Source organism: Flavicella sp. IMCC45537, from assembly GCF_057197705.1.
Window position 1 is genome coordinate 3,078,420 of the sequence record NZ_CM170067.1, and the last position, 22,325, is coordinate 3,100,744.

At 33.4% G+C, this 22,325-nt stretch carries 17 protein-coding genes; 9 read left to right on the forward strand and 8 right to left on the reverse strand.

The window, feature by feature from the left end; translation table 11 throughout:
• Position 1: 1 nt before the first annotated feature.
• From AC2DGP_RS12440 to AC2DGP_RS12460, 5 genes are all read right to left on the reverse strand, one after another.
• On the reverse strand, positions 2 to 1,054 hold the full coding sequence (locus AC2DGP_RS12440; protein ID WP_484490385.1) for a hypothetical protein: 1,053 nt from the start codon (positions 1,052 to 1,054) through the stop codon (positions 2 to 4).
• 1 nt (position 1,055) lies between these two features.
• Complete coding sequence (locus AC2DGP_RS12445) at positions 1,056 to 1,781, reverse strand: porin family protein (RefSeq protein ID WP_484490386.1); 726 nt, start codon at positions 1,779 to 1,781, stop codon at positions 1,056 to 1,058.
• A 14-nt stretch (positions 1,782 to 1,795) separates the two neighbouring features.
• Entirely contained in the window at positions 1,796 to 2,395 is a 600-nt protein-coding gene (locus AC2DGP_RS12450) for a hypothetical protein (RefSeq protein WP_484490387.1), read from the reverse strand.
• Between the two features lie 4 nt (positions 2,396 to 2,399).
• On the reverse strand, positions 2,400 to 3,074 hold the full coding sequence (locus AC2DGP_RS12455) for a hypothetical protein (RefSeq protein ID WP_484490388.1): 675 nt from the start codon (positions 3,072 to 3,074) through the stop codon (positions 2,400 to 2,402).
• A gap of 268 nt (positions 3,075 to 3,342) precedes the next feature.
• On the reverse strand, positions 3,343 to 4,047 hold the full coding sequence (locus AC2DGP_RS12460) for a Crp/Fnr family transcriptional regulator (protein ID WP_484490389.1): 705 nt from the start codon (positions 4,045 to 4,047) through the stop codon (positions 3,343 to 3,345).
• A gap of 542 nt (positions 4,048 to 4,589) precedes the next feature.
• On the opposite strand from AC2DGP_RS12460, the gene nirB reads away from it, so the two are divergent.
• From nirB to AC2DGP_RS12485, 5 genes are all read left to right on the forward strand, one after another.
• Positions 4,590 to 7,106 carry a nitrite reductase large subunit NirB gene (gene nirB / locus AC2DGP_RS12465; RefSeq protein ID WP_484490390.1) on the forward strand — a complete coding sequence of 839 codons (2,517 nt, stop codon included), beginning with the start codon at positions 4,590 to 4,592 and terminating at the stop codon, positions 7,104 to 7,106.
• A 162-nt stretch (positions 7,107 to 7,268) separates the two neighbouring features.
• Entirely contained in the window at positions 7,269 to 7,646 is a 378-nt protein-coding gene (nirD, locus tag AC2DGP_RS12470) for a nitrite reductase small subunit NirD (protein ID WP_484490391.1), read from the forward strand.
• Positions 7,647 to 7,755: 109 nt separating this feature from the next.
• Positions 7,756 to 8,343 (forward strand): DUF4202 domain-containing protein, encoded by a 588-nt coding sequence (locus tag AC2DGP_RS12475; RefSeq protein WP_484490392.1) that lies wholly within the window; start codon positions 7,756 to 7,758, stop codon positions 8,341 to 8,343.
• A 60-nt stretch (positions 8,344 to 8,403) separates the two neighbouring features.
• Positions 8,404 to 9,747, forward strand: coding sequence for a PAS domain-containing sensor histidine kinase (locus AC2DGP_RS12480; protein WP_484490393.1), 1,344 nt, complete (start codon positions 8,404 to 8,406; stop codon positions 9,745 to 9,747).
• 92 nt (positions 9,748 to 9,839) lie between these two features.
• Positions 9,840 to 10,655, forward strand: a complete 816-nt coding sequence (locus tag AC2DGP_RS12485) for a hypothetical protein (protein ID WP_484490394.1) — start codon at positions 9,840 to 9,842, stop codon at positions 10,653 to 10,655.
• A gap of 33 nt (positions 10,656 to 10,688) precedes the next feature.
• Here the strand turns inward: AC2DGP_RS12485 and AC2DGP_RS12490 are convergent, their stop codons facing one another.
• Together AC2DGP_RS12490 and AC2DGP_RS12495 are read right to left on the reverse strand one after the other, a co-directional pair.
• The gene (locus AC2DGP_RS12490) at positions 10,689 to 12,722 is read right to left on the reverse strand and encodes a DUF4954 family protein (RefSeq protein WP_484490395.1); all 2,034 of its coding nucleotides are present in this window, start codon (positions 12,720 to 12,722) and stop codon (positions 10,689 to 10,691) included.
• Positions 12,723 to 12,836: 114 nt separating this feature from the next.
• Entirely contained in the window at positions 12,837 to 13,724 is an 888-nt protein-coding gene (locus tag AC2DGP_RS12495; protein WP_484490396.1) for a DUF302 domain-containing protein, read from the reverse strand.
• A 136-nt stretch (positions 13,725 to 13,860) separates the two neighbouring features.
• On the opposite strand from AC2DGP_RS12495, the gene hemN reads away from it, so the two are divergent.
• The 4 genes from hemN to AC2DGP_RS12515 all read left to right on the forward strand — a co-directional run bounded on the left by hemN (position 13,861) and on the right by AC2DGP_RS12515 (position 21,436).
• Positions 13,861 to 15,225, forward strand: a complete 1,365-nt coding sequence (gene hemN / locus AC2DGP_RS12500) for an oxygen-independent coproporphyrinogen III oxidase (RefSeq protein ID WP_484490397.1) — start codon at positions 13,861 to 13,863, stop codon at positions 15,223 to 15,225.
• Between the two features lie 55 nt (positions 15,226 to 15,280).
• Complete coding sequence (locus tag AC2DGP_RS12505) at positions 15,281 to 17,320, forward strand: YgiQ family radical SAM protein (RefSeq protein WP_484490398.1); 2,040 nt, start codon at positions 15,281 to 15,283, stop codon at positions 17,318 to 17,320.
• A 94-nt stretch (positions 17,321 to 17,414) separates the two neighbouring features.
• On the forward strand, positions 17,415 to 19,031 hold the full coding sequence (locus AC2DGP_RS12510) for a mechanosensitive ion channel family protein (RefSeq protein WP_484490399.1): 1,617 nt from the start codon (positions 17,415 to 17,417) through the stop codon (positions 19,029 to 19,031).
• A 137-nt stretch (positions 19,032 to 19,168) separates the two neighbouring features.
• Positions 19,169 to 21,436, forward strand: a complete 2,268-nt coding sequence (locus tag AC2DGP_RS12515; protein WP_484490400.1) for a sulfatase-like hydrolase/transferase — start codon at positions 19,169 to 19,171, stop codon at positions 21,434 to 21,436.
• A 64-nt stretch (positions 21,437 to 21,500) separates the two neighbouring features.
• On the opposite strand, the gene AC2DGP_RS12520 is transcribed toward AC2DGP_RS12515, so the two are convergent.
• Positions 21,501 to 22,298, reverse strand: a complete 798-nt coding sequence (locus tag AC2DGP_RS12520; protein ID WP_484490401.1) for an HAD family hydrolase — start codon at positions 22,296 to 22,298, stop codon at positions 21,501 to 21,503.
• Between the last annotated feature and the right edge of the window lie 27 nt (positions 22,299 to 22,325).

A 22,325-nucleotide genomic window follows, 5' to 3' on the forward strand; every position in this document is an offset into this window, starting at 1 on the left:
TTTAATTAAATCTATAGTTTAAGGATAGTAAAAATGATTTTCTATCTCCAATCAATCCTGCTTCAGATCGTATCATCCAGTTTTTGTTATGCTGGTACTGAGCTCCAACAATTCCATTCCAAGGTTGTTTTACACTTTTGTCAATTCCGTATTTAACTATTCCTTCTCCGTCAGCTTCATCAATTGCATCTACAATAGGTTTTATAGTTTTGTTTGCAATTGCTTTTTGAGCAGGAGGAGTATCAGGGTCGTTATACCAGTCATAAAAGTTGTTTACAATTTGATCTGCTTTTTCCCAAGTTTCAGGTGGTAAAGCATCATTTAGTTTCAATTGACCTCTAGTTTCAGAGCTCAATTTAACTCTCATTGCACCCACCCATAAACCTACATTTCTATAAGGTTTAGAAGAATGCACAAAGTTATGTCCAAACCTAAGGCCTAGAGTAGAAACTTTTACTGATTTATCAAGTAACTCAGGTTTTGTCCAAGAAAGGTTTCCGTCTACTGCAATCCAAACAGGTCCCACACCACCTGCGGCAGTTGCTCCAAAACCAGCGGTTCTTACGCCTTGCTCTACAACTGATTTTAATCCTAGTGGTTTATTACCAATTTTGTCTAAGTTTACTTCGGTTGTTGAATTTCCAACACCGAAAATACCGTATACATTTAAGAAAGGGAACACCCATAAATCAGGTCTAACCATAAATGTTTCTGCGGTGCTATAATTATTTCCAAAACCAACAAAGTCAATTTCCGTTAAAGGAAAATCTTGATTTTCATTTTGGAATCCTAATTGAAGATTGTCTATGATAAGTCCTTGTTTTACCCAAAAGTAATTTGCCATAATTCCAACAGGGTAAGGTATGTCGAAACCTTGTGAATAGGCAGCTTGTCCCCAAATAGGAAATACTTTATCGTAATCTATTTGTTTGATGCTGTCTGTATATGCCTTGTGTATTGGTAATATTTTTTTAGATGAATATTGTGCTTTTACAGAATTGGCTGTAAAGCAACATACAAAAAGGATTATTATATATTTATAGGTGTTTTTCATGTTACTCTTTCGTTTGTTTTGCTTTCTCTTCTCTTTTTTTCTTTGCAGCATTCGCACCGATAGGTACATTTAGTCTTAAGAATAAACTATTGTTTTTAGTATCTGTTTTGTTTTTATATACGTCAACTAATCCAAAATAGTATTTGACTCCAAGGGTCATTCCATCATTTTTCATCAATCGATATCCTGTTCCAAGGGTTATACCTGCGTCAATTTTATTTATAGCGTCGGAGTTCGTATGTCTTATTCTAATATCTTCGTTTGCGTCACTATAATTAAATTCAACGAAACCTTTACGCATCCAACCAATTTGTGGACCTCCTTCAAAATAAATTCTATTTTTTAAGCTGTATTTTAAAAGTATTGGAACGATAAAATAATTTAATTCTTGTTTGTAGTCCCCTGGTTCAGGTTCAGTAGGTATTCCCAAAAATGTTAAGTCTTCTGCACTGAGGTTGTTTGCGCCAAGTGTCGACTTAACTAACACTCCTGTATCTAAATGTAATCTTTCTTTAAGCGTAATATCAAAATAAAAACCTAAGTTGTAGTTTCTTACGCTTCCATTGTTTTCTAAGTTAGAAATATTCGCCCAATTGACCCCTCCTTCAAGTCCAAATTCTAATCCTTCAGAATTAAGTTTGTCTCCAAAGATTAAACTCAATAATACTTGTGAGTGTATTGTATTACAAAATAATAGGAATAAGAAAAGGATTCTAAGATTTTTCATAGGTGTTCTTTAGTTTATAGCCAATTTACAACTAAAGGTTCTGCTAGTTCAAAAGTTCCTTCTGTTCCTTTTGGGAAATGAATAATGGTACCAGGTTGAAGCATCCCAACAGCTGCACCTACTGCTGCACCTTTTCCGGCTCCTTCACCGCCATCAAACGCTGCACCAACACCCGCTCCAATCGCTGCTTTTCTCATAGTATTTCTTCCGTTTCCTTGGGTTTCAACTTGTTTCCCTTCTGTTTTACATTTCTGAACAAAATTATCTACAATAAAACCACCAACGGTAATTGCAAATTTGCTTCCACGTCGTTTTGTGTTTTCAGAAATAAGTACTTCCATTTGTACTAGTGTACCTTTAGGTATTAATATTTTTCCTTTTGAGGTAATGTCTCTGTCGAGTTCAACAAAAAAATGATCACCTGCCTGAAAGTTTTTAGCATAAACATCCTTCATCGCTTTTACAAAGATGATAGTTCCAGCAGGCAATGTTGGATACTCTTTGGTGTCGTTTTCAGTTTTAGGAACTTCCGTGGTTTGGGCTATGGTTTGAAAATTGGTAGCGCTAAATAATCCAATGGAAAGTGTTAAAATGTATATGTATGAGGTTTTCATGATGTTATTGTTTTAATGCTTTTGCAATTTCTTTTACATATTCTTCTGCAGCTGTGTAAACTGTTTCTGGATCATCTACTGCTGAAGTTACTACTGCAACAAGTTGTTCTGTTGAAGCTAGGTCTAGATTAAAGATAACGGTTTCAAGTACAAAAGATTTTCTGATGTCAGTGTAAGTTTCACTAGGAACATAGCTTTGATACGTAGGATGTGAGTATGGATGGTTGTAATACCCATAAAAACCACCATAGTACTGTGGGTATAAAGAGCTGTAACTACCACCGGTGTAATAACCACCATGTTCTGTTGTCACCGTTTTTTCACTTCTTTTTTTGACACTTGTTAGGATAATTGCATTGAATCCAAGGCTTTTGATATTTGCAACAAGCTCCTTGCGTTCTTCAGCTGTGTATTCACGTTGGTCGTTGAAAATTGGAATTTTCATATAGCTAGTACTCGCTTTAATTTTTCCTTTTTTTAGATGAGCAACCATCTGTTCTTCAAATGCACCTCTTTTTTTATTGTCTTCTGTTCTTGTTATAACAAGAATATTTTGATCAACAATAGTGTTCAGTTTGTCCGATTTCCAAGCGTTTATTACTTCTACACTAGATTTACATGAGGATAAAATGAGTAGTAAAGAGGCTAGAAGCGTTGAGAATTTTATTTTTTTGATCATGTTAATTTTTTGTTTTTTAGTAAGTGACTGCAAGTCAGTTCTTCATCGTTTTGTGATAGCTTATGAAAAATCAATGTAAAATAGTAAGAATTATTTAAATATATAATGATTTGCAGTATTTTGACTGTCAATTTTTTTTGAACAAAAGTATTTATAATTTTAGATGAAGGAATAAACCTAGGTTAATATTATGTTGTTGTTTTTGTAAATAAAAACACCTCCTTCTTTTTTATGAGAAGGAGGTGTGTAGTGATTGTTATTTTTTGAATTAGCTATCTAAAAAATAGTTGTGTTCTGATATTTCTTTTTTAAGTAATGAAACATCCGCAATTCCAAGTTTTTTTCCTTTAGAAATAACGAGTTTTTCTTTTTTTAAGGTGGAGATTATTCTTATAACTTGTTCCTCTGTAGTTCCTGCAAAATCTGCAAAATCTTTTCTAGGGAGTTGGATATTGAAGAATCCGTCTTCTGATTGACCAAATTTTCTATTTATGTAAAGGAAAGAGTCTATTACTTTTTCTCTAACAGTCATTTGAGCAAATTTTCTCACTTTAGTTTCTGATCTATTTAATTCTTCTGAATAGAATAACATTAAATCAAAAGTTAAGTCTGGGATTTCATGAAGCATTTTCATTAAAACTTCATTGGTGAAATTGCATAAGTGTGTTTCTTTTATAGCTAAAGCTCCAATAGGGTAGTTTTTACCAGTTCCGAAACCTCTGTGTCCAATTATTTCACCATCATGTGCAAATCTTACAATTTGCTCTCTTCCATATATCCCAGTTTTTACCACTTTAACTTGACCTTTTCTTACGAAAAATAAGCCATGAGCAGGAGCTCCTTCCATGATAAATTGCTGCGATTTTTTACACTTAATATTGTGTTTCTCATCCAAGTATTTTTCAATATTTGGGTTTTTGATGTTTTTTTTAATTAAACAATCTGTGTTTTCGCATGTGATACAATCTGACATAATTGTTGTGTTTTGAGTTTCTGGTGGTAAAATTACGTAAATAATTTAATAAACTACGTAAAAATACTTAATATATTGTATTTGATTATGATTTTTGTGATGGATCTTATGGTGATTTGTCAGTAAAAATCTGAAACCTCTGGTGTATTGGTTGCTGTTTAAAACAGGTTTATGAGTTTTTGGATCTATTGTTTTTGATGGGGATATTGTTGCCTGAGTTTTTTGCGATTCTGTATGAAGATAAATTTTTTCAAAGGGGGGGGAGTTGGTTGCTATTTGATATTATCGTCTTTTAAGTAAAAGAAATAAGTTTTAAGTTGTTATTGATTTGCTTTCGATATAATCGGTAAAACTGCGATTAGTTAGGTTTTAACTATGTATTATATAATATTAAAACATGTTTAATGTTGATTTGATAAAATCAGAACCTATATATTAAGAACAATGAATAATTTTGTTTTTTACGTAAAATTAATGAATGAAACTACGTATAGTTACGTAATTTTACGTAGTTTTGCTGTGTAATATAAAACACATAGAATATGAAAACGATTTTAGTTATAGGAAACGGTATGGTAGGGTACAAATTTTGCGAAAAATTTGTAGCGAAAGCAGATCTAACTGAATTCAAATTGATAGTATTCGGTGAAGAGCCAAGACCAGCATATGATAGAGTGCATTTAAGCGAGTATTTTGCAGATCAAAATGCAGAACGATTGAGTATGGCACCTAGATCTTGGTACGAAGAGAATGGAATAGAGTTGATTACGAATGAGCGTGTGACAGATATTCATAGGTCAAATAAAACGATTACTACGATTAGTGATAAAGAATATTCATACGATTATATCATTTTAGCTACAGGGTCTTCAGCTTTTGTACCACCAATTCCTGGTGTTGAAAAAGAGGGTGTGTTTGTATATAGAACTATTGAGGATTTAGATGCAACGATGGCATATGTTGCTGAAATAAAAAAACAAAAGCCTGATGGTAAGGCTGCTATTTTGGGTGGAGGTCTTTTGGGATTAGAAGCTGGAAAAGCAATTATTGATATGGGACTTGATGTTTCTGTTGTTGAGTTTGCGCCTCGATTGATGCCAAGACAATTGGATAATGATGCGAGTAAAGTTCTTCAAGGGAAGTTAGAAGATTTAGGCATTGATATTCTTTTAAATAAAGGAACTCAAAATATAGAAGGTGACGGAGCAATTACGGGAATGAAGTTTTCTAAAGAGGAAACTTTGCCTGTTGATATGTTGTTAGTTTCTGCGGGGATTCGTCCAAGAGATGAGTTAGCAAAAACATGCGGATTAGAAGTTGGTACAAGAGGTGGAATACTTGTAACGAATGACATGAAGACTTCTGATGAAAATATTTATGCAATTGGAGAGTGTGCTTTGTTAAATCAAATGATTTATGGTTTGGTAGCACCAGGTTATGATATGGCTGGGGTAGCAGTAGATCAAATCTTAGGAGAAACAGAGGCTTCGATGCCAATATCTATTGATATGTCAACAAAATTAAAACTGAGTGGTATTGATGTTGCAAGTTTTGGTGATGCATTAAATGAGAGTAAAGAAGGAATTAGTATAGTATACGAAAACAAGTTCCAAGGAATATATAAAACAATCAATGTCTCTAAAGACGGTAAATCGTTATTAGGAGGTATTTTGGTTGGTGATGCAAGTGATTACAATATGTTGCATCAAATATTTTTAAATGGGTTGGCTATTCCAGAAAATCCAGAGGACTTGATTTTAGGTTCTAGAGGAGGAGAAGGAGCAAGTATGGGGTCTGTGTTAGATTTACCAGATGAAGCTGTTGTTTGTTCATGTGAGTCGGTAACCAAAGGAGCAATATGTTGTAAAATAGAAGAAGGAGTTGATACTTTAAAAGGATTGGCAGCGGACACTAAAGTTACTACAGGTTGTGGAGGTTGTAAACCAATGGTACAAGATATTTTAGATGAGACTTTAAAGGCTTCAGGTAAAACTGTAAAACAAAATATCTGTGAACATTTTGATTATTCAAGACAAGAGTTATTTGATATCATTTCAACAAAAGGAATTAAATCATATGATGAGATTTTAGATTCTCATGGAAAAGGAAATGGTTGTGAGATTTGTAAGCCTGCATTGGCTTCGTTATTTGCAAGTATTTATAATGAAACAGCAAATGAGCAAGAAACTATTCAAGATTCAAATGATAGGTTCTTGGCAAATATTCAAAGAAATGGTACTTATTCCGTTGTTCCTCGTGTAGCTGGTGGAGAAATTACTCCTCAGCAATTAATCGTATTAGGGGAAATTGCTAAGAAATATGACTTGTATACAAAAATTACAGGGGGGCAACGTATTGATATGTTTGGGGCTCGTTTAGATGAGTTGCCAAAAATATGGAAGGACTTAATTGATGAAGGTTTTGAAAGTGGACATGCTTATGGAAAATCTTTAAGAACTGTAAAAAGTTGTGTAGGTTCTACATGGTGCCGTTATGGAATGGATGAAAGTGTAAGTTTTGCTATCGAGGTAGAGAATAGATACAAAGGAATCCGTTCTCCGCACAAATTTAAAGGTGGGGTTTCAGGATGTATTCGTGAGTGTGCAGAAGCACGTTGTAAGGATTTTGGAATGATTGCTGTAGAAGGTGGTTGGAATTTATATGTTGCAGGTAACGGAGGAGCAAATCCTAAACATGCAGAGTTGTTAGCAGAGAAAATAGACAACGAAACGGTTGTGAAGTATGTAGATAGATTTTTGATGTTTTACATCAAAACAGCACTACCACTGCAAAGAACAGCAGCATGGTTAGATAAACTAGAAGGAGGTATTGAATATCTTAAAGATGTTGTAATTAATGATAGTTTAGGAATCTGTGAAGATTTAGATAAAGAAATGGCTGGATTGATTGATACTTATAAGTGTGAGTGGAAACAAGCCATAGAAAATATTGAGATACAAAATAGGTATAGTCATTTTGTAAACTCTGAAGAGATTGACGAAAATTTAAATTTCGTTCCTTTAAGAGAACAAAAAATGCCTGAATTGTGGAATGCATAAAGATAGTTTGATTTCTATGAATGGAGGAGCACAATAATTCAAAAGCAAACTTTTGATAATTTAGGTTGTTTTTGAATTGTGATCCTCTTATAGAACAGATTGTAATAGTGTATTAAAAGAGTAACAGTAATTAATCCCTAAGAGGGGTAAAAAATAAAAATTATGTCAGCAGTATTAGAAAAGTATTTTACAACTAACGTTGATGAAGTAAAAGTTTGGTTTAAAGCAGCTCCAGTATCTAAGTTTCCTGAAAATGGTGGTGCATGTGTGAAATACAATGATAAGCAAATTGCCGTATTTAATTTCACTAGAGAAAATAAGTGGTATGCTTGCCAAAACTTATGTCCTCATAAGATGGAGATGGTTCTTTCTAGAGGTATGATTGGAGATGACTGTGGGACACCAAAAGTGGCGTGTCCGTTGCATAAAAAAACATTCTCTTTAGAAAATGGAGAGAATTTGAATGGCGATTTAGACTCTATTGCAGTTTACCCTGTGAAGATAGAAGATGGATTTGTGTATTTAGGATTTTCTGAATAGATATTTAGCCAAAGATTTTTTGTTTTAAAACACCAAGAAGATCTAAATTAATTTTATTTTTGTAAAAGATTCAGCACCTTTGTGTTGGATCTTTTCAATTTTTAGAACTATGGTATCAGCAAAATTTCAAGAAGCAATTAATTTATTTGATCAGGCAAACGCAAATGATCCTAACAAAGAAATTTGGGAGGGTAAAGAGTATTCTAAAGAGGTACTTTATGGTCAGCGTATGACTGAGATGTTAAATGGTTTTGATGCCAAGGCTTCTGAAGAAGTTCAACTTGCAGCACGTTGTCAACATATTTGTCGTTGGGAAATACCAAGAGACTCTTATGAGATGAACAGACCAGGATACCTTAAATGGAGAACGGAATTGAAAAAATTTCATGCACAAAAAGCTTCTGAAATTTTAGAGACAGTAGGGTATGGTATAGAAGTTCAAGAAAAAGTTTCCTTTTTGTTGCAAAAGAAGCAGCTGAAAAGAAACGAAGAAACTCAAACCATTGAAGATGTTATCTGTTTGGTGTTTCTGCAGTTTTATTTTGATCCATTTATTGAAAAACATTCAGAAGAAAAGATTGTGGATATTGTTCAGAAGACTTGGAAAAAAATGTCGGAAAAAGGACATGATGCTGCACTACAATTATCTTATTCTGATCAAGGATTGGCTCTAGTTAAAAAAGCCCTTGGTTTGTAATAGAATTCTCAATTTGAAGGAATTCAAATACAGTTGTATTCTTTTTTATACTTTTGCAAAATGCAGAAGAATAAAATTGAATACACAAATATCCCTTTACTTTTAAAAAGACTTTTAGTACGGTCTTTTCTGTTATTGGCAGGTTTGCCAGTATTTTTGTACATGCTTTTGAATTTTTTTCAAGTGGAATTTTCATTATCGCTGTTAGCCGTACTGTTTTTTGTGTTGATTATTCTTGTTTTTGTAAAGCAGTATTTTCAAAAAATAATTCAAATTCTCGTCAAATCAAATATTTATAACAAAGAGCAGATAGCGGAGTTGAAAGAGCAGTACGAATTGAAAGAAATTGCTTACCAAGAGTTAGAAAGTTTGAATTTTGTTGTTGATAATGCAGCCTTATTTGCAAGTACGAAATTGGATGGTACAGTGCTTTATATGAGTAAAAAATTTTCTGATTTATTAAAATTAGAGAAAAATGATATTCGAGGCTCCATAGAATTATTATTAGCCCAAAAAGAAGGACAACAACAAAAATTGAAAGATGTTTTTTTAACAACTCGTCAAAAAAGTTGGATTGGTGAAGTTGAACTGACCTCAAAAACGGGTGAAAGTTTATGGATGGAGATTTCTGTCATTCCTATGAACAGAGCTCATGGAAAACAAAGTTTGTTTATTCTTGGAAATAATATTACTGAAAGGAAAGAGACTCAGGAAGAAATAGATAGAATAAAGCAAGAAGAATACGAAAGTAAAGTACAGTTGCAGAAAGATCAAGCCAGTCAGATTGTTGAAGCGCAAGAAGGTGAAAGAAAACGTATTGCCAAAGATATTCATGATGGTATTGGTCAAATTCTTACCGCATTGAAGTTTAGTGTAGAGTCAATAAATTTAGAGAATCCTGAAAAGGCAGAAGAAAAATTAGCAGATTTAAAAGTAGTATTTGGGCAATTAATAAAAGATGTTAGAGCTGTAACTTTTAGTTTGACGCCTCCTGAATTAATAGATCATGGGATTGCTCCAGCATTGCGTAAAATGACTCAGGAAATATCTAAACTTTCGGGGAAAAATATATTGTTTGAAAACAAAACAAATTTTAATGAACGTTTTGATTCGTTAACGGAAACAAACCTATATAGAGTAGCGCAAGAAGCAACAAATAACGCTTTGAAGTATGCTGACTCTACCTATGTTTTAGTCTCGGTAACACATACTAAGGATCTTTTAAGCATCATGATTGATGATAATGGAAATGGATTTGATACCAGTCAGATGATAAACTCGGAGAAAGGTTTGGGGATGGGGTTGTTTTTTATGCGTGAGCGTGTAAACTATGTAAATGGTCGTTTGTTTATTAATTCAGCAATTGGTGAGGGTACCAGGATAACTATTAATATTCCTTTGTAGGTTGTTTTATAAGCGTTATATTTACGTTTATAAAAATGCTATGTTTTCAGAGAAAGAAATAATAGTGTTTGTTAACTTAAACCTATAATTATATGAAAATTTTTAAATCTATGTCAATATGGCTTTTTGCTGTATTGGTATTAGCTTCGTGTTCTGAGGATTCCGGAGAGGAGTTGGAGTCCATGATTTTTAGTGGAATTGAAGTGTCAAAAGAGATGACTTTCATCGATGAAACAATTACGTTAACGATTGATGGATCTGGGTATTCAGAAATTGAACTTACGTCAAATAAACCTTCAAGTATCGAATTTGAACGTATTGCAAACGGAGTTTATGAAATTAGTTCTGATGCATCGGTAGTAGGTAAAGTCTATGTGGCTTTAAAAGATTCTAACGGAAATTATTCTGATGAAGTTCAAACTGTAAATGTTGGTTTTTTTGAACATGGAGTAAAGGCTGGGAAAATTGTTGAGGGGATTAAAGTCGATGTAGACAAAAAAGAAAAAATTCTAAAGTTATTAGGTGAACCATCTTATACCTCTACGTCGGATGACAAACGATATGAATATTTAAGTTATCATTTGATTGGGCTTAGTCTATCGTTGAATCGAACTACAGAAGTTGTTAGTCATATTAACATCTTTAGTTCAAATTACTATACACCGACGGATAATGGTAATGTTTGGTTTAATGATTATCCTTATGATTTGCCATATGGGTGGAGGATAAATAGCTCAACTATGTCCAGCGTTATTGAAGAACTTGGTGAGCCAAACCTAAAAAGTAGTTCAGAAGGCTCAGAATTAAGATCTTACAGGTTTGATAGCGTTAGTTCTTGGGTTCGTTTTTATAGCGATACCGAAGATGGTTATTTTGGAAAAGTAATCAAATCATGGATGATTTACTAATAAAAAAGGGACTACAAATTGTAGTCCCTTTTTTTATGCTAACTTTTGCAGTTGTTGTATAATATCATTAGATAATTTGGTTTTCTTATCAACATGATTCAATATTTCTTGAACCGTTGCATTGCTTTTGAAATCACCTCTCACACTCGCAAAATCTTTTTCACGTTCTTTAAGGTTTCCGTCTACTCCAAAACCAACTTGCGTAGATAAAGAGAATTCTTTTTTTGCATCTTCATAAAGTAAATTGTCAAGCTCAACAACAGAATTGATCCATTGTTTAACAATGTCAATTACATTTTCTGGAGTGATCTTGTTTAATGATATATTAAAATGTTTTTCTAGAAGTGAGCTAGCCCAATTCCATTCATATTCATAATAGTTACTATGGATTTCCTCTAGCTTTTGTTGAGCTTTTTCCAGACTATCAATAGTTTTATTTTCAATATCATTTAGGAAACTGTCTAAGCTTTCAATAGGGCAAATCATACCACTAACATCTAGCCATTTCCCTTTTCCAATATCTGAGTTGGGTTGAAGAATAGAAATGAGTTCTTCTTTGTTTTGGATAGAGTTGTTTTGAATTCTACTAATGATTGAGTTTCCAAGAAATTTGTTAATGACAATGGTATAGATATTAATCCCTTTTTTTAGAGAGCTTTCCTTTATTTTCATGCCAGCATAGCTGTACTCTTTAGCACCGTTTCCAGACAATCGTTCGAGGTCTTTTAATGTTTGTAAGCCACCATCTATTTTATGAATGGTAAAGGGACTTAATAAATTAAAATTGATAATATCTGTTCTGTGGTTTATATAGCGATTGTCTCGCTTTGGCCATTTTTGAGCATCTCTAACAGTTCCAACACTTCTTAAATTGATTCCAGGTATTAAAATACTGTCGTTTTTTGATTCAATCAAATAAGAGAATGGTAGGTTTGATGAGTCCACATTTTTATAATGTCTTCCTGAAACCAAAGTAAAAGCACCTATTTTTGAAGGCCATAAAACATATGAGTTACTGGTTGTTTTTGCACCTCTTTCTAGAATCCCTTGATGAATTGGCCCTAGTTTGTACATGTGGTTACTTTGGTTGGATCCACTTCCTGCATTCATGAATGAAAACATCCCAGCAATAAGTAACGTAGATTTATGATGTGTAACAGTATATGGTCCTGCAAATATAGAACACGCTTCTCCATTAAATCCTTGACTATTTGCGAAAAATAGGGAATGTTCTGCTGAGTAATGTTTGTCTAAAATACAACCTTGTCCCACAAAACAATTAGATACTATCGTAGCGTTGTCAATGGAGCTGTTACTTGAGATGATAAAATTCTCTGCCATTACTTCAGATCCTATATAAACAGGAGCATCTTGGTAAGAATTGATGCTTCCGTTTTTTAAACTAGCGACACCTTCAAGTTTTGCGTTTCCTCCAATATTGGTGTTTTTTATAGATTTACAGTTTAGAATTCGTACATCATCTTTTATGGTTCCAATGTTGGATTCAATAGCATTTGTGTAGTTGTTGATCATTTCCTTTAAATTGGAAATTAAATCATCTCTGTGTCTATATAAGGCCAGGATATAAGCAATTTGTGCAGAAAGATTATCGTAAATAGGGATTTCTCGTCCACCCCCTTCGTTTATCGTTTCTACTATAGTTCCGTTACCAAAGGTAGAGGTACCATTCACGGCAATATGACCTACGTTTTCGATAATTACATTGTTTCCAATGATATAATTTGCAATATAGTTCTTTACATTTTTGATAAAAGGGTTGTCTCCAATATTGCAATTGTGTAAATGCGCATTGTAGATACCATTATCTCTTATAACTCCGCCAAAAGAAGTGTTTTCTCCGCTAATTGCACCTAACTTAACGTCGCTGCTAAAAGTAACATGTTGAATTTTTGAAAGATCAGTTTTGTCAGTAATCCAAACTGTTTCCCAACATTTAGAGGAGCAGCCTTGAGATTTAAGTTGCGTAATTTGTAATTCCGTTAAGTTAAGGTATAAATGATTGTCAGTCATTTCTTTTTGAAGGTTATTCAAAGATAATGAGGTCATGTTGATTGGTTTGAGCTAATTCATTTGAATAGATATAACTCCATTCAGAGGATAAATTTACAATTTTATTATCACAATTACGGGAATGAATAACTAGGTTTTAATACAGAGCTCTTATTGTTGCTTTTTGACCGCTTTTGTAAAGGTTGCCTTTAATCTATTATTTATAAATTTTTGTGGTTTTGTGGATGTGTTGTAGTATAACTCAGAAAAAGCTACGATGTCATTATAAACGATACTGCAATTCTTTTGTGAGTCTTCGTAAACTAATAATTTTTGGCAAAAGGCATCTAAGCCAATTTTTGGTGTGGTAAACATGGCTTTACCTCCAGGAGCAGGTCCTCCAAATAGTAACAATTTAGTAGGCCTAATCTCGATATTTAAGTTTTTAGCTTCTTTTTGAAAATCAATAGCTCCAAACCACTGTGTGTCGTTTTGCGACAATACAATGTTTTTTAAATTTTTCACCGTCGTTTCGAAGTTGTATTCAGATTTAATGCTGACTATTCCGAAATTTTTTGTAACGTTCTTAGTGACCGTATTTGAAATTAAATTAGTTGGTAGATTGGCTAGAATTTGATTCATACCTTGATGGTAACTTTTTAATTGACTTAAAGGAATATCATGTCGTTTAGAAATAAATTCAGCAGAGGTATAGGCAATATTTACACCGGTTGTGTCTTTTTCTGCATAGCAAAGAATTTTAAACGGAAGGTCTAAAGCAGTCAATTGATTTTTTTTGATCAGGGCTGTATTAATTTCTGTTGATGAAAATATGGTAGCTATGGAAGGAGGGGTATAGACCCCTTTGTCTTGGGCCATTTTATGATGATCTAAATTTGCGATCAACGTGTATTTAGTGATGTTTTCATTTAATGTTCTTGAAATAGCACTAACTTTATTAGAAATGTATTTTTTTTCTTTTTGAGGTTGAGTGTTTTTGCATGATGCTAAAAAGATAAACAGACATACAAGGAAGAAATTTTTTATGAATAAAGTCATAGCAAGGAATTTTAAAGTTTTTATTACAGACTCTTAAAAATAGTGATTTTTTCCAATGTGATGTTAGAATAAAATGACATTTGTCATTATTGGTTTGTTCATTCCTGTTTAATTTTGCTTTCGTAAAAATAATTCTATGAATGAACTTTTAATCAGAAAATATAATATCCCAGGGCCTAGATATACAAGTTACCCAACAGTTCCCTATTGGGATAAGGATGGGATTTCAATTGAAGATTGGAAAAGAACGGCTAAATTTTCATTTGATGAAACCAATAAAACAGAAGGAATAAGTTTGTATATCCACCTTCCGTTTTGTGAAAGTTTGTGTACTTTTTGTGCGTGTCATAAAAGAATTACTAAAAGGCATGAAGTTGAAAATCCGTATATTGAAGCTTTGTTAAAAGAATGGCAATTGTATGTTGATTTATTTGAAGAGATTCCGGTTATAAGGGAATTGCATTTTGGTGGTGGTACTCCAACTTTTTTTAGTCCTGAAAATTTAAATAGACTTTTAACGGGGATATTTGGTTCAGCCAAAAGGCATGTGAATTATGAATATAGTTTTGAAGGACATCCGAATAATACCACAAGGGAACATCTGCAAACATTGTATGATTTTGGGTTTACAAGAGTAAGTTTTGGAGTTCAAGATTACAATATTAAAGTACAAAAAGCTATTCATAGAATTCAACCGGCATCAAATGTTGAGAATGTCACGAAACTTGCTAGAGAAATTGGGTATACTTCTATAAGTCATGATTTGGTTTTTGGTTTGCCATTTCAAACTTTAGAAGATGTTTTGAATACCATCCGTAAAACCAATGAGTTCAGGCCAGATAGAATTGCTTTTTATAGTTATGCCCATGTGCCATGGGTCAAAGGAGTTGGGCAACGTGGTTTTGATGAAAATGATCTTCCTGATAATGAAGTGAAACGTTCATTGTATGAATCTGGTAAAAAGTTATTGGAAGATTGTGGTTATAAAGAAGTTGGAATGGATCATTTTGCGTTGACAACAGATTCTTTATTCACCTCTATGAAGACTGAGAAATTACATCGAAATTTTATGGGGTATTCTGCCCATAAAACACAGTTGATGGTTGGTTTAGGAATGTCTTCTATTGCCGATTCTTGGTATAGTTTTGCTCAAAATGTAAAAACAGTTAAAGAATATCAAGAGTTAGTTGGTAAAGGAGAGTTTCCTGTTTTTAAGGGGCATTTGTTAAGTGGTGAAGATTTGATCATTCGAAAGCATATTTTAAATATTATTTGTCATTTTAAAACAACATGGGAGGACGAATCCATGCAGTTTCCAGAGCTTTCAGAAGCATTAAAAAGATTAGAAGAGTTAGAAAAAGATGGTTTGGTTGAGATTTCTGAAAATGGGCTAATAGTTCCTGAAAAAGCCCGTCCTTTTGTTCGGAATATTTGTATGGCTTTTGATTTACTACTCCAAAGATCTTCAATGAGAAATAATTTATTTTCTAAGACGATCTAAAGAATTCAAAAAAATGTAGGGTTATTTCAAACTCTAGTTTGCTTATCTTTGCAAAATGCAAGAATTACGTTTGTCAAGTTGGTTGCCAACAACCAATAAGGAGGTTAAGTTAAGAGGATGGGAAGAATTGGATGTAATTCTTTTTAGTGGAGATGCCTATGTAGATCATCCTTCCTTTGGACCCGCTGTTATTGGGCGTTTGTTGGAAAGCTACGGACTAAAAGTAGCCATTGTTCCGCAGCCTTCTGTACACGATAACCTTCAAGATTTTACAAAATTAGGGAAACCTAAATTGTTTTTTGGTGTTACTTCTGGGGTCATGGATTCTATGGTAAGTAACTATACTGCAAGTAAGAGACAACGTGATAAGGACGCTTATACTCCAAATGGGGATAAGGGCTTTCGACCAGATTATGCAGCTACGGTTTATAGCAAAATTTTAAAAGATAAATTTCCAGATGTCCCTGTTTTGGTTGGTGGGATAGAGGCTTCCTTGCGTCGTGTAACACATTATGATTATTGGACAGATAAGTTAAAGCCGTCTATGTTAGTAGAATCAGGTGCGGACATGTTGGTGTATGGAATGGGAGAACAGCCCTTAAAGGAAGTTGTTACTTTGATGCAAAAAGGAGTTCCTTTTGAATCTTTGACAACCATAAAACAGACTTCTATTGTGCGTCCTAAAAAAGAAGGACTTCCAGTAAATAAGAATTGGAAGGATAAAATTCTTAGCTCACATGAGGCTTGTGTAAAGGACAAGAAAACTTTTGCGGCAAATTTTAAAACGATAGAACAAGAGTCGAATAAAACTTATGGGGCTCGAATATTACAAGATTATCAAGATAGTACCATTATTATCAATCCTCCTTACCCTACGATGATAGAAAAGGAAATTGATGCATCTTTTGATTTGCCATATACTCGTTTGCCTCATCCAAAATATAACAAGCGTGGTCCTATTCCTGCGTTTGAAATGATCAAATTTTCAATCAATACACATCGTGGTTGTTTTGGTGGTTGTAGTTTTTGTACTATTTCTGCTCACCAAGGAAAATTTATTGCCAGTAGAAGTAAAGAATCTATTTTGAAAGAAGTAGACCATGTAGCGAACATGCCTGATTTTAAAGGGTATTTGTCTGATATTGGTGGTCCGTCTGCGAATATGTATCAAATGAAAGGAAAAGTTCAAGAAATTTGTGACAAGTGTGTGGCTCCTTCTTGTATCAATCCTGTAATTTGTTCAAATTTAGATACATCGCATGCTGCAATGACTGATTTGTATCAGTCTGTTGATAAGCATCCTAAGGTGAAAAAATCTTTTATTGGTTCTGGAATTCGATATGATATGTTGGTTCCTGAATTTAATAAAAATGCCTGTCCAAAAGAATTAGAAGATTATACAGAAGAAGTTATAACAAATCACGTTTCTGGTAGGTTAAAGGTAGCTCCAGAACACACTTCTGATCCTGTTTTGAAATTGATGAGAAAACCATCATTTTCAAATTTTCACCAGTTTAAAAAACTATTCGATAAAATCAATCTACGTAAAAAATTAAATTTACAGTTGATTCCTTATTTTATATCAAGTCATCCTGCGAGTGAGCTAGAAGATATGGCAAATTTAGCAGCGGAAACCAAAGATATGGGGTTCAAATTAGAGCAGGTACAAGGTTTTACACCTACACCTATGACAGTTGCTACTGTGATATACTATAGTGGTTATCATCCTTATACCTTGGAGAAGATGAAAACTCCAAAAACAAAAAAAGAAAAAGATGAGCAACATCGTTTCTTCTTTTGGTATAAAAAAGAAAATCAAGATTGGATTCGAAAAACTTTAACGAACGTTGGACGTAAAGATTTGGCAGATCGTTTGCTTCCGGATAACCCAAAGTTTCATAAAAACAAGAAGAATTTTAAGGTTAAAAATACCTTTGATGATGCAGTGGATACTCCAAAAGGAAGAAGGCGTGGAAGTAAAGGCAAAAGAAATCAGGGTAAACAAGAATTTGTTAGTGTTCTAGGGAAAGGAAAGAAAGGGAATGCTTCTGAGAAATCTAATTCGAAAAAAAGGAAACCTAAAAAAAGAAGGTAAGTTTATTAATCGTGCCGTTTTTTCTAGTGTGCTTTTGAACTTTTAGAGTATTGGCGTAATTTTATATTATAGAACTTATTTATATTTACGTTGTATGAGAAAAATTATAATATTATTATTTGTTTCTATTTCGTGTTTTGCTCAAAAGAGTGAAGTTCAACCAGATTTATCAAGTCCAAGAACAACAATCTATACTCATCTTTATTTTTTACAAGAAAGTAGTTTTGATAAATCTAAGGCAGCAAAAACTATATATGGTTTGCAAGGTGACGCAGCAGAGGACTGTGCGGTTAAATTAAAACAGATTTTGGATGGTAAAGGTCTAAGAGTTGATATTAATATTTTACCATCGAATCCTAATTATTTAGATACTTTGAATGGTTTTGATTATAAGAGTAAATATGTTCTTTTTCCAAATCAAATGCCGCAGGTATATGTAGAAAAAATAAATGACAATTGGTATTATAGTGTAGAGACGATTGCTCATCTTGATGATTTGTATAGACAGGTATATCCATTGGGGACAGAGCTTTTAAAAACATCAATACCCAAAGTGGGTCATAAAGTGTTTTTTGGATTTGAACTGTGGCAATACCTAGGTGTTGTGGTAATGTTGGTACTTTGCTTTGTGTTGTTTTTTGTTTTCAATAAAATTGTATTCTCGCTTTTAAAAATTATTGAAAAGTCGCTTGTAAGATTTTCACATAGTAGTTTAAATGAGTCTTTGCAAAAGTTATCAAGACCTGTAGCGTTGTTGTTAGTTTTTTATGTGTGTGAATCCTATGTTCCGGTGTTTCAATTTTCATTAGATATCAATTCTTTTGTGTTGAATGGAATTCATATTGCTCAAACTGTTTTTTGGATTTATGTATTTCTGCAATTTGTAAATGTGGTGATGGATATTTACAGTTCTTATGCCTTGAAAACGGAAAGTAAGTTGGATGATCAATTAGCTCCTATTTTACGAAGGATATCAAGAGGTGTGGTGATCATAGTTGGTATTCTAAAAATGTTAACCATTTTTGGGGTAGATCCTACTACTGTTATTGCAGGTGCTTCTATTGGGGGATTGGCCGTGGCATTGGCATCTCAAGATACTGTAAAGAATTTGATTGGTACGTTTATGATTTTTTTAGACAAACCATTTCAAATTGGAGATTGGATTGAAGGTGGAGGTGTTGAAGGTACTGTAGAAGAAGTTGGTTTTAGATCTAGTAGGATTCGTGCAGCCGATACTTCTATTTTTACAATTCCTAATAGTAAACTCTCTGAGATTGTGATTAATAATAAAGGACTTAGGTTGTATAGGAGGTATAATACCACATTAGGTATTCGATATGATACACCTCCAGAATTAATAGAAATTTTTGTTAAAGGAGTGCGTGAGATTATTGATAAACATCCGGATACCAGGTCGGATTCATTTAATGTTGAGTTCGTTGGTTTTGGAGATTCAGCTTTACAAATATTGCTGAATGTTTATTTTAAAAGTCCAGGATGGGCAATTGAGCAATCTTCTAAACATATGCTACATATGGCTCTTGTAAAGTTTGCCAATGAAATTGGTGTTGGTTTTGCTTTTCCTTCTCAGACAGTTATGATCGAGGAGTTTCCTGAGAAAAAATCTGTAAATTTAGAGTATAGGGTGGATAAAGATAAGGCAGACGCTATTTTGAAGGAAATATTAAAAGATTTTCCAGCTTCAGAATAGTTGTTTTTTATATTAAAAAAAGCCCCAAAGTCTTTTGATTTTGGGGCTTTTGACGTTTATGAAACTATATTAGATGTTCATTGAACCTCAAATGGAGTAATGCATATTACTTTTGAGCGAACCAATTTATGAATACCATGATATTTAAATTTAAACTTTTATTAGTAGTTCTTCTAAGTAGTCCATTTTTGTCCTTTGCGCAAGTTACTACGAGTACTTCTCCTAATATTATTTTTATTTTAATAGATGATTTAGGGTATATGGATACTGCTGTATACGGTTCTACGTTTTATGAAACTCCTAATATAGATCAATTGGCTTCAGATGGTATTCGTTTTACGCATGGTTATGAGGCAGCTCCTAGGTGTGCGGCTTCCAGAACCTCTATCATGACGGGGAAATTTGAGGCTAGACCCTCAGTTTCTTCAGGTATGTATTTGCCAAGTGATAATCATGAAAAAGGCTATGCTGAAACTACTTGGGCACAGGCCTTGAAAGATCAAGGTTATAAAACATTTTTTATTGGAAAATGGCATTTAGGACACGATGCTAGTCATTATCCTGATAAATTTGGTTTTGATATTAATATTGCAGGGTGTGATTTAGGTTCTCCACCAAGTTATTGGTACCCTTATACTGATGGTGATGATGTATTACCAGATTTATCTACCGGTGGTGCCGAGGGTGAATATTTGACGGACCGAATTACGCAAGAAGTGGAAGAGTTTATAGATGACCATGTGTTGAATTCTCCAACAGTACCATTTGTTACTATGATTTCGCATTATGCCGTGCACACCCCTTTAGAGGCAAAAGCAGCTGATGAAAGTTATTTTCAAACAAAAGCTGATAATCAAAATTATACAGGTCCAGAAACTGAAAATCAATTGACGGCACAAGCTAAATTAAACCAAGACAATGCAGCTTATGCAGCCATGATAAAAAGTATGGACGAAAGTGTTGCAGCGATTCGACAAAATTTGATTGATAATGAAATAGAGGATAATACAATTATTGTTTTTACTTCAGATAATGGAGGGTTGTCAACTACAGAAATTGGTGGGACAAGGGAGTTGTCTACTTCTAGCAAACCTTTACGAGGAGGAAAAACTTGGTTGTATGAAGGTGGAGTTCGATTGCCTTTGATTATTTATGGACCTGATTATCGTTCTGGAGTTGTAGAAGATACCCCTGTAGTAGGGACAGATTTTTTTCCTACTTTTTTAGAAATGGCTGGAGTGCCATTGTTACCAAGTCAACATTTAGACGGTGAGAGTTTTCAAGATATATTATTGACAAATGCGAATGGAGGAGATGCGAGTTGGACTAGAAATAAATCGATTGTTTGGAATTTTGATTTTTCAAGTACCGGAACTGCAAATGTAAGTATGGCGGCAGTAAGAAGTGGAAATTATAAATTAATTGAACATAAATATGACAATCGTTTTGAGTTGTTTGATGTGGTCAATGATATTGGTGAGAATACTGATTTGAGTACCACAAATACAACAACGTTAAATGCATTAAAAGATTCCTTATACAGTTTTAGATCTGAAGCAGGAATTACACACAGGGTTACAAATTCAAGTTTTAAAACTACAAATAACTATTTGTATGAAAATATGAACACAGAAACAGGATCTGGTATTGTAGAAGACTTTGGATGTGCTGCACCTTCTGCATCGGATAAAATTATTTTTAATGCAGGATTTGAATGCTGGTATGACTTGGATTGGACTTTGCTAGTGGATGCATCTCAAGCGGCGACATTTTCTGATTCAGAATCTGCTGCTAATACCGGAGATTCAGGGGCTCAAATTGTTGTTACGACGGGTGGTTCTCTTGGAAAAGTAAAATTAATTAACACCCCGAATTACAATAATTTTAATGGAGCAACCGTAACAGTAGGAGCGTATATTAAATCACCAGATGCTGCTCGATTTAAGTTTCAGATAAAAGTAAGTTATACTGATGATACTTCAGAAACCTTTATTTCTTCTACTAAATATACAGGTGCCAATGAATATGATTTGTATTCAGATGATTTTGTGATACCCGAAAAAGATACCGAATCTATAGAAGTTCGTTTGCAGTGCGGTCAAACTGTTGGAACAATTTTAATTGATGATTGGTACAGTAAAGCAGAAGGAGGAAGTTTGAGTGTCCCTTTGATAGAAGAGGATTTAGTAATTGTAAGTCCTAATCCTACCCGGAATTTTATTCATATTAAAGGACCATTAATTACGCAAGAGGTTTTGTTAATTGATAGTACAGGAAAATTATTAAAAAAGAAATTAGGAGATATAGAGTCTTTGGATGTACAAGACCTCTCCACAGGTGTATATTATTTAAAAATATTCTTTGAGAATAATACATATATAACAAAACGATTTATAAAACATTAATCGTCTTTATTTAGGTTTATTTAGTTTCGTAAGTGCCGAAGTATTATACTTCGGCATTTATGTTTTATTTGATAAGGTTTTCAAGTATAAAGTCTACTCCTCTTTCATCATTGCTAAGGGTTTCATAATTTGCAATTTCTTTAACGTTCGGATGGGCGTTTTTCATGGCGTAGCTAAAGTCAGCTTTTTCAAGCATTTTTAAATCATTATTGTAATCACCAAAGGCCATCGTTTCTGCTTGAGAAATATGTAACGATTTTTGAAGTTGTGTCAAAGCATTTCCCTTGTTAGCTTCTAAATTAGATATATCTAACCAGTTTTTTCCTGAAACAATTACCTGCATTTCATCTGCAAGATGTGCCACTTTTGGGAGAATATGGGTTTCAGAACAATCAGGATGGTAAAAAGCAACCTTAAAAAAGGTATCCTCCTTTACTTCTCTTAAGTCGTCTACCAATTGATAACTAGAATAAAACTGACTAAAAGTTTCTGCAAATTCTTTATTTGATTTTTCTATGTAGGCATATTTTTTTCCGCAAAGAACAATACCTAGTCCGTCAATGTTTTTTACAAATTCTATGGTTTTAAGTAATTTTTCAATAGGCAATTCAAGGGTGAATAATTCTTTCTCATCTTGTTTTGCAAAAGCTCCATTTTCTGCAATAACGGTTATGTCTTTTTTGATGGACGTAAATTTGCTAATGATACTGTGGTATTGTCTTCCACTAGCAGCTGCGAAATGAATGTTCTTTTCTTTTAGCTTTTTATGGATTTCAAAAAAACGATCACTTACCTCATGATTTGAGTTCAGTAATGTTCCATCCATATCAGTTACCACTAATTTTACTTTAGAAAAATCCATAATTTTTATTTTTTGTAAAAATACAGT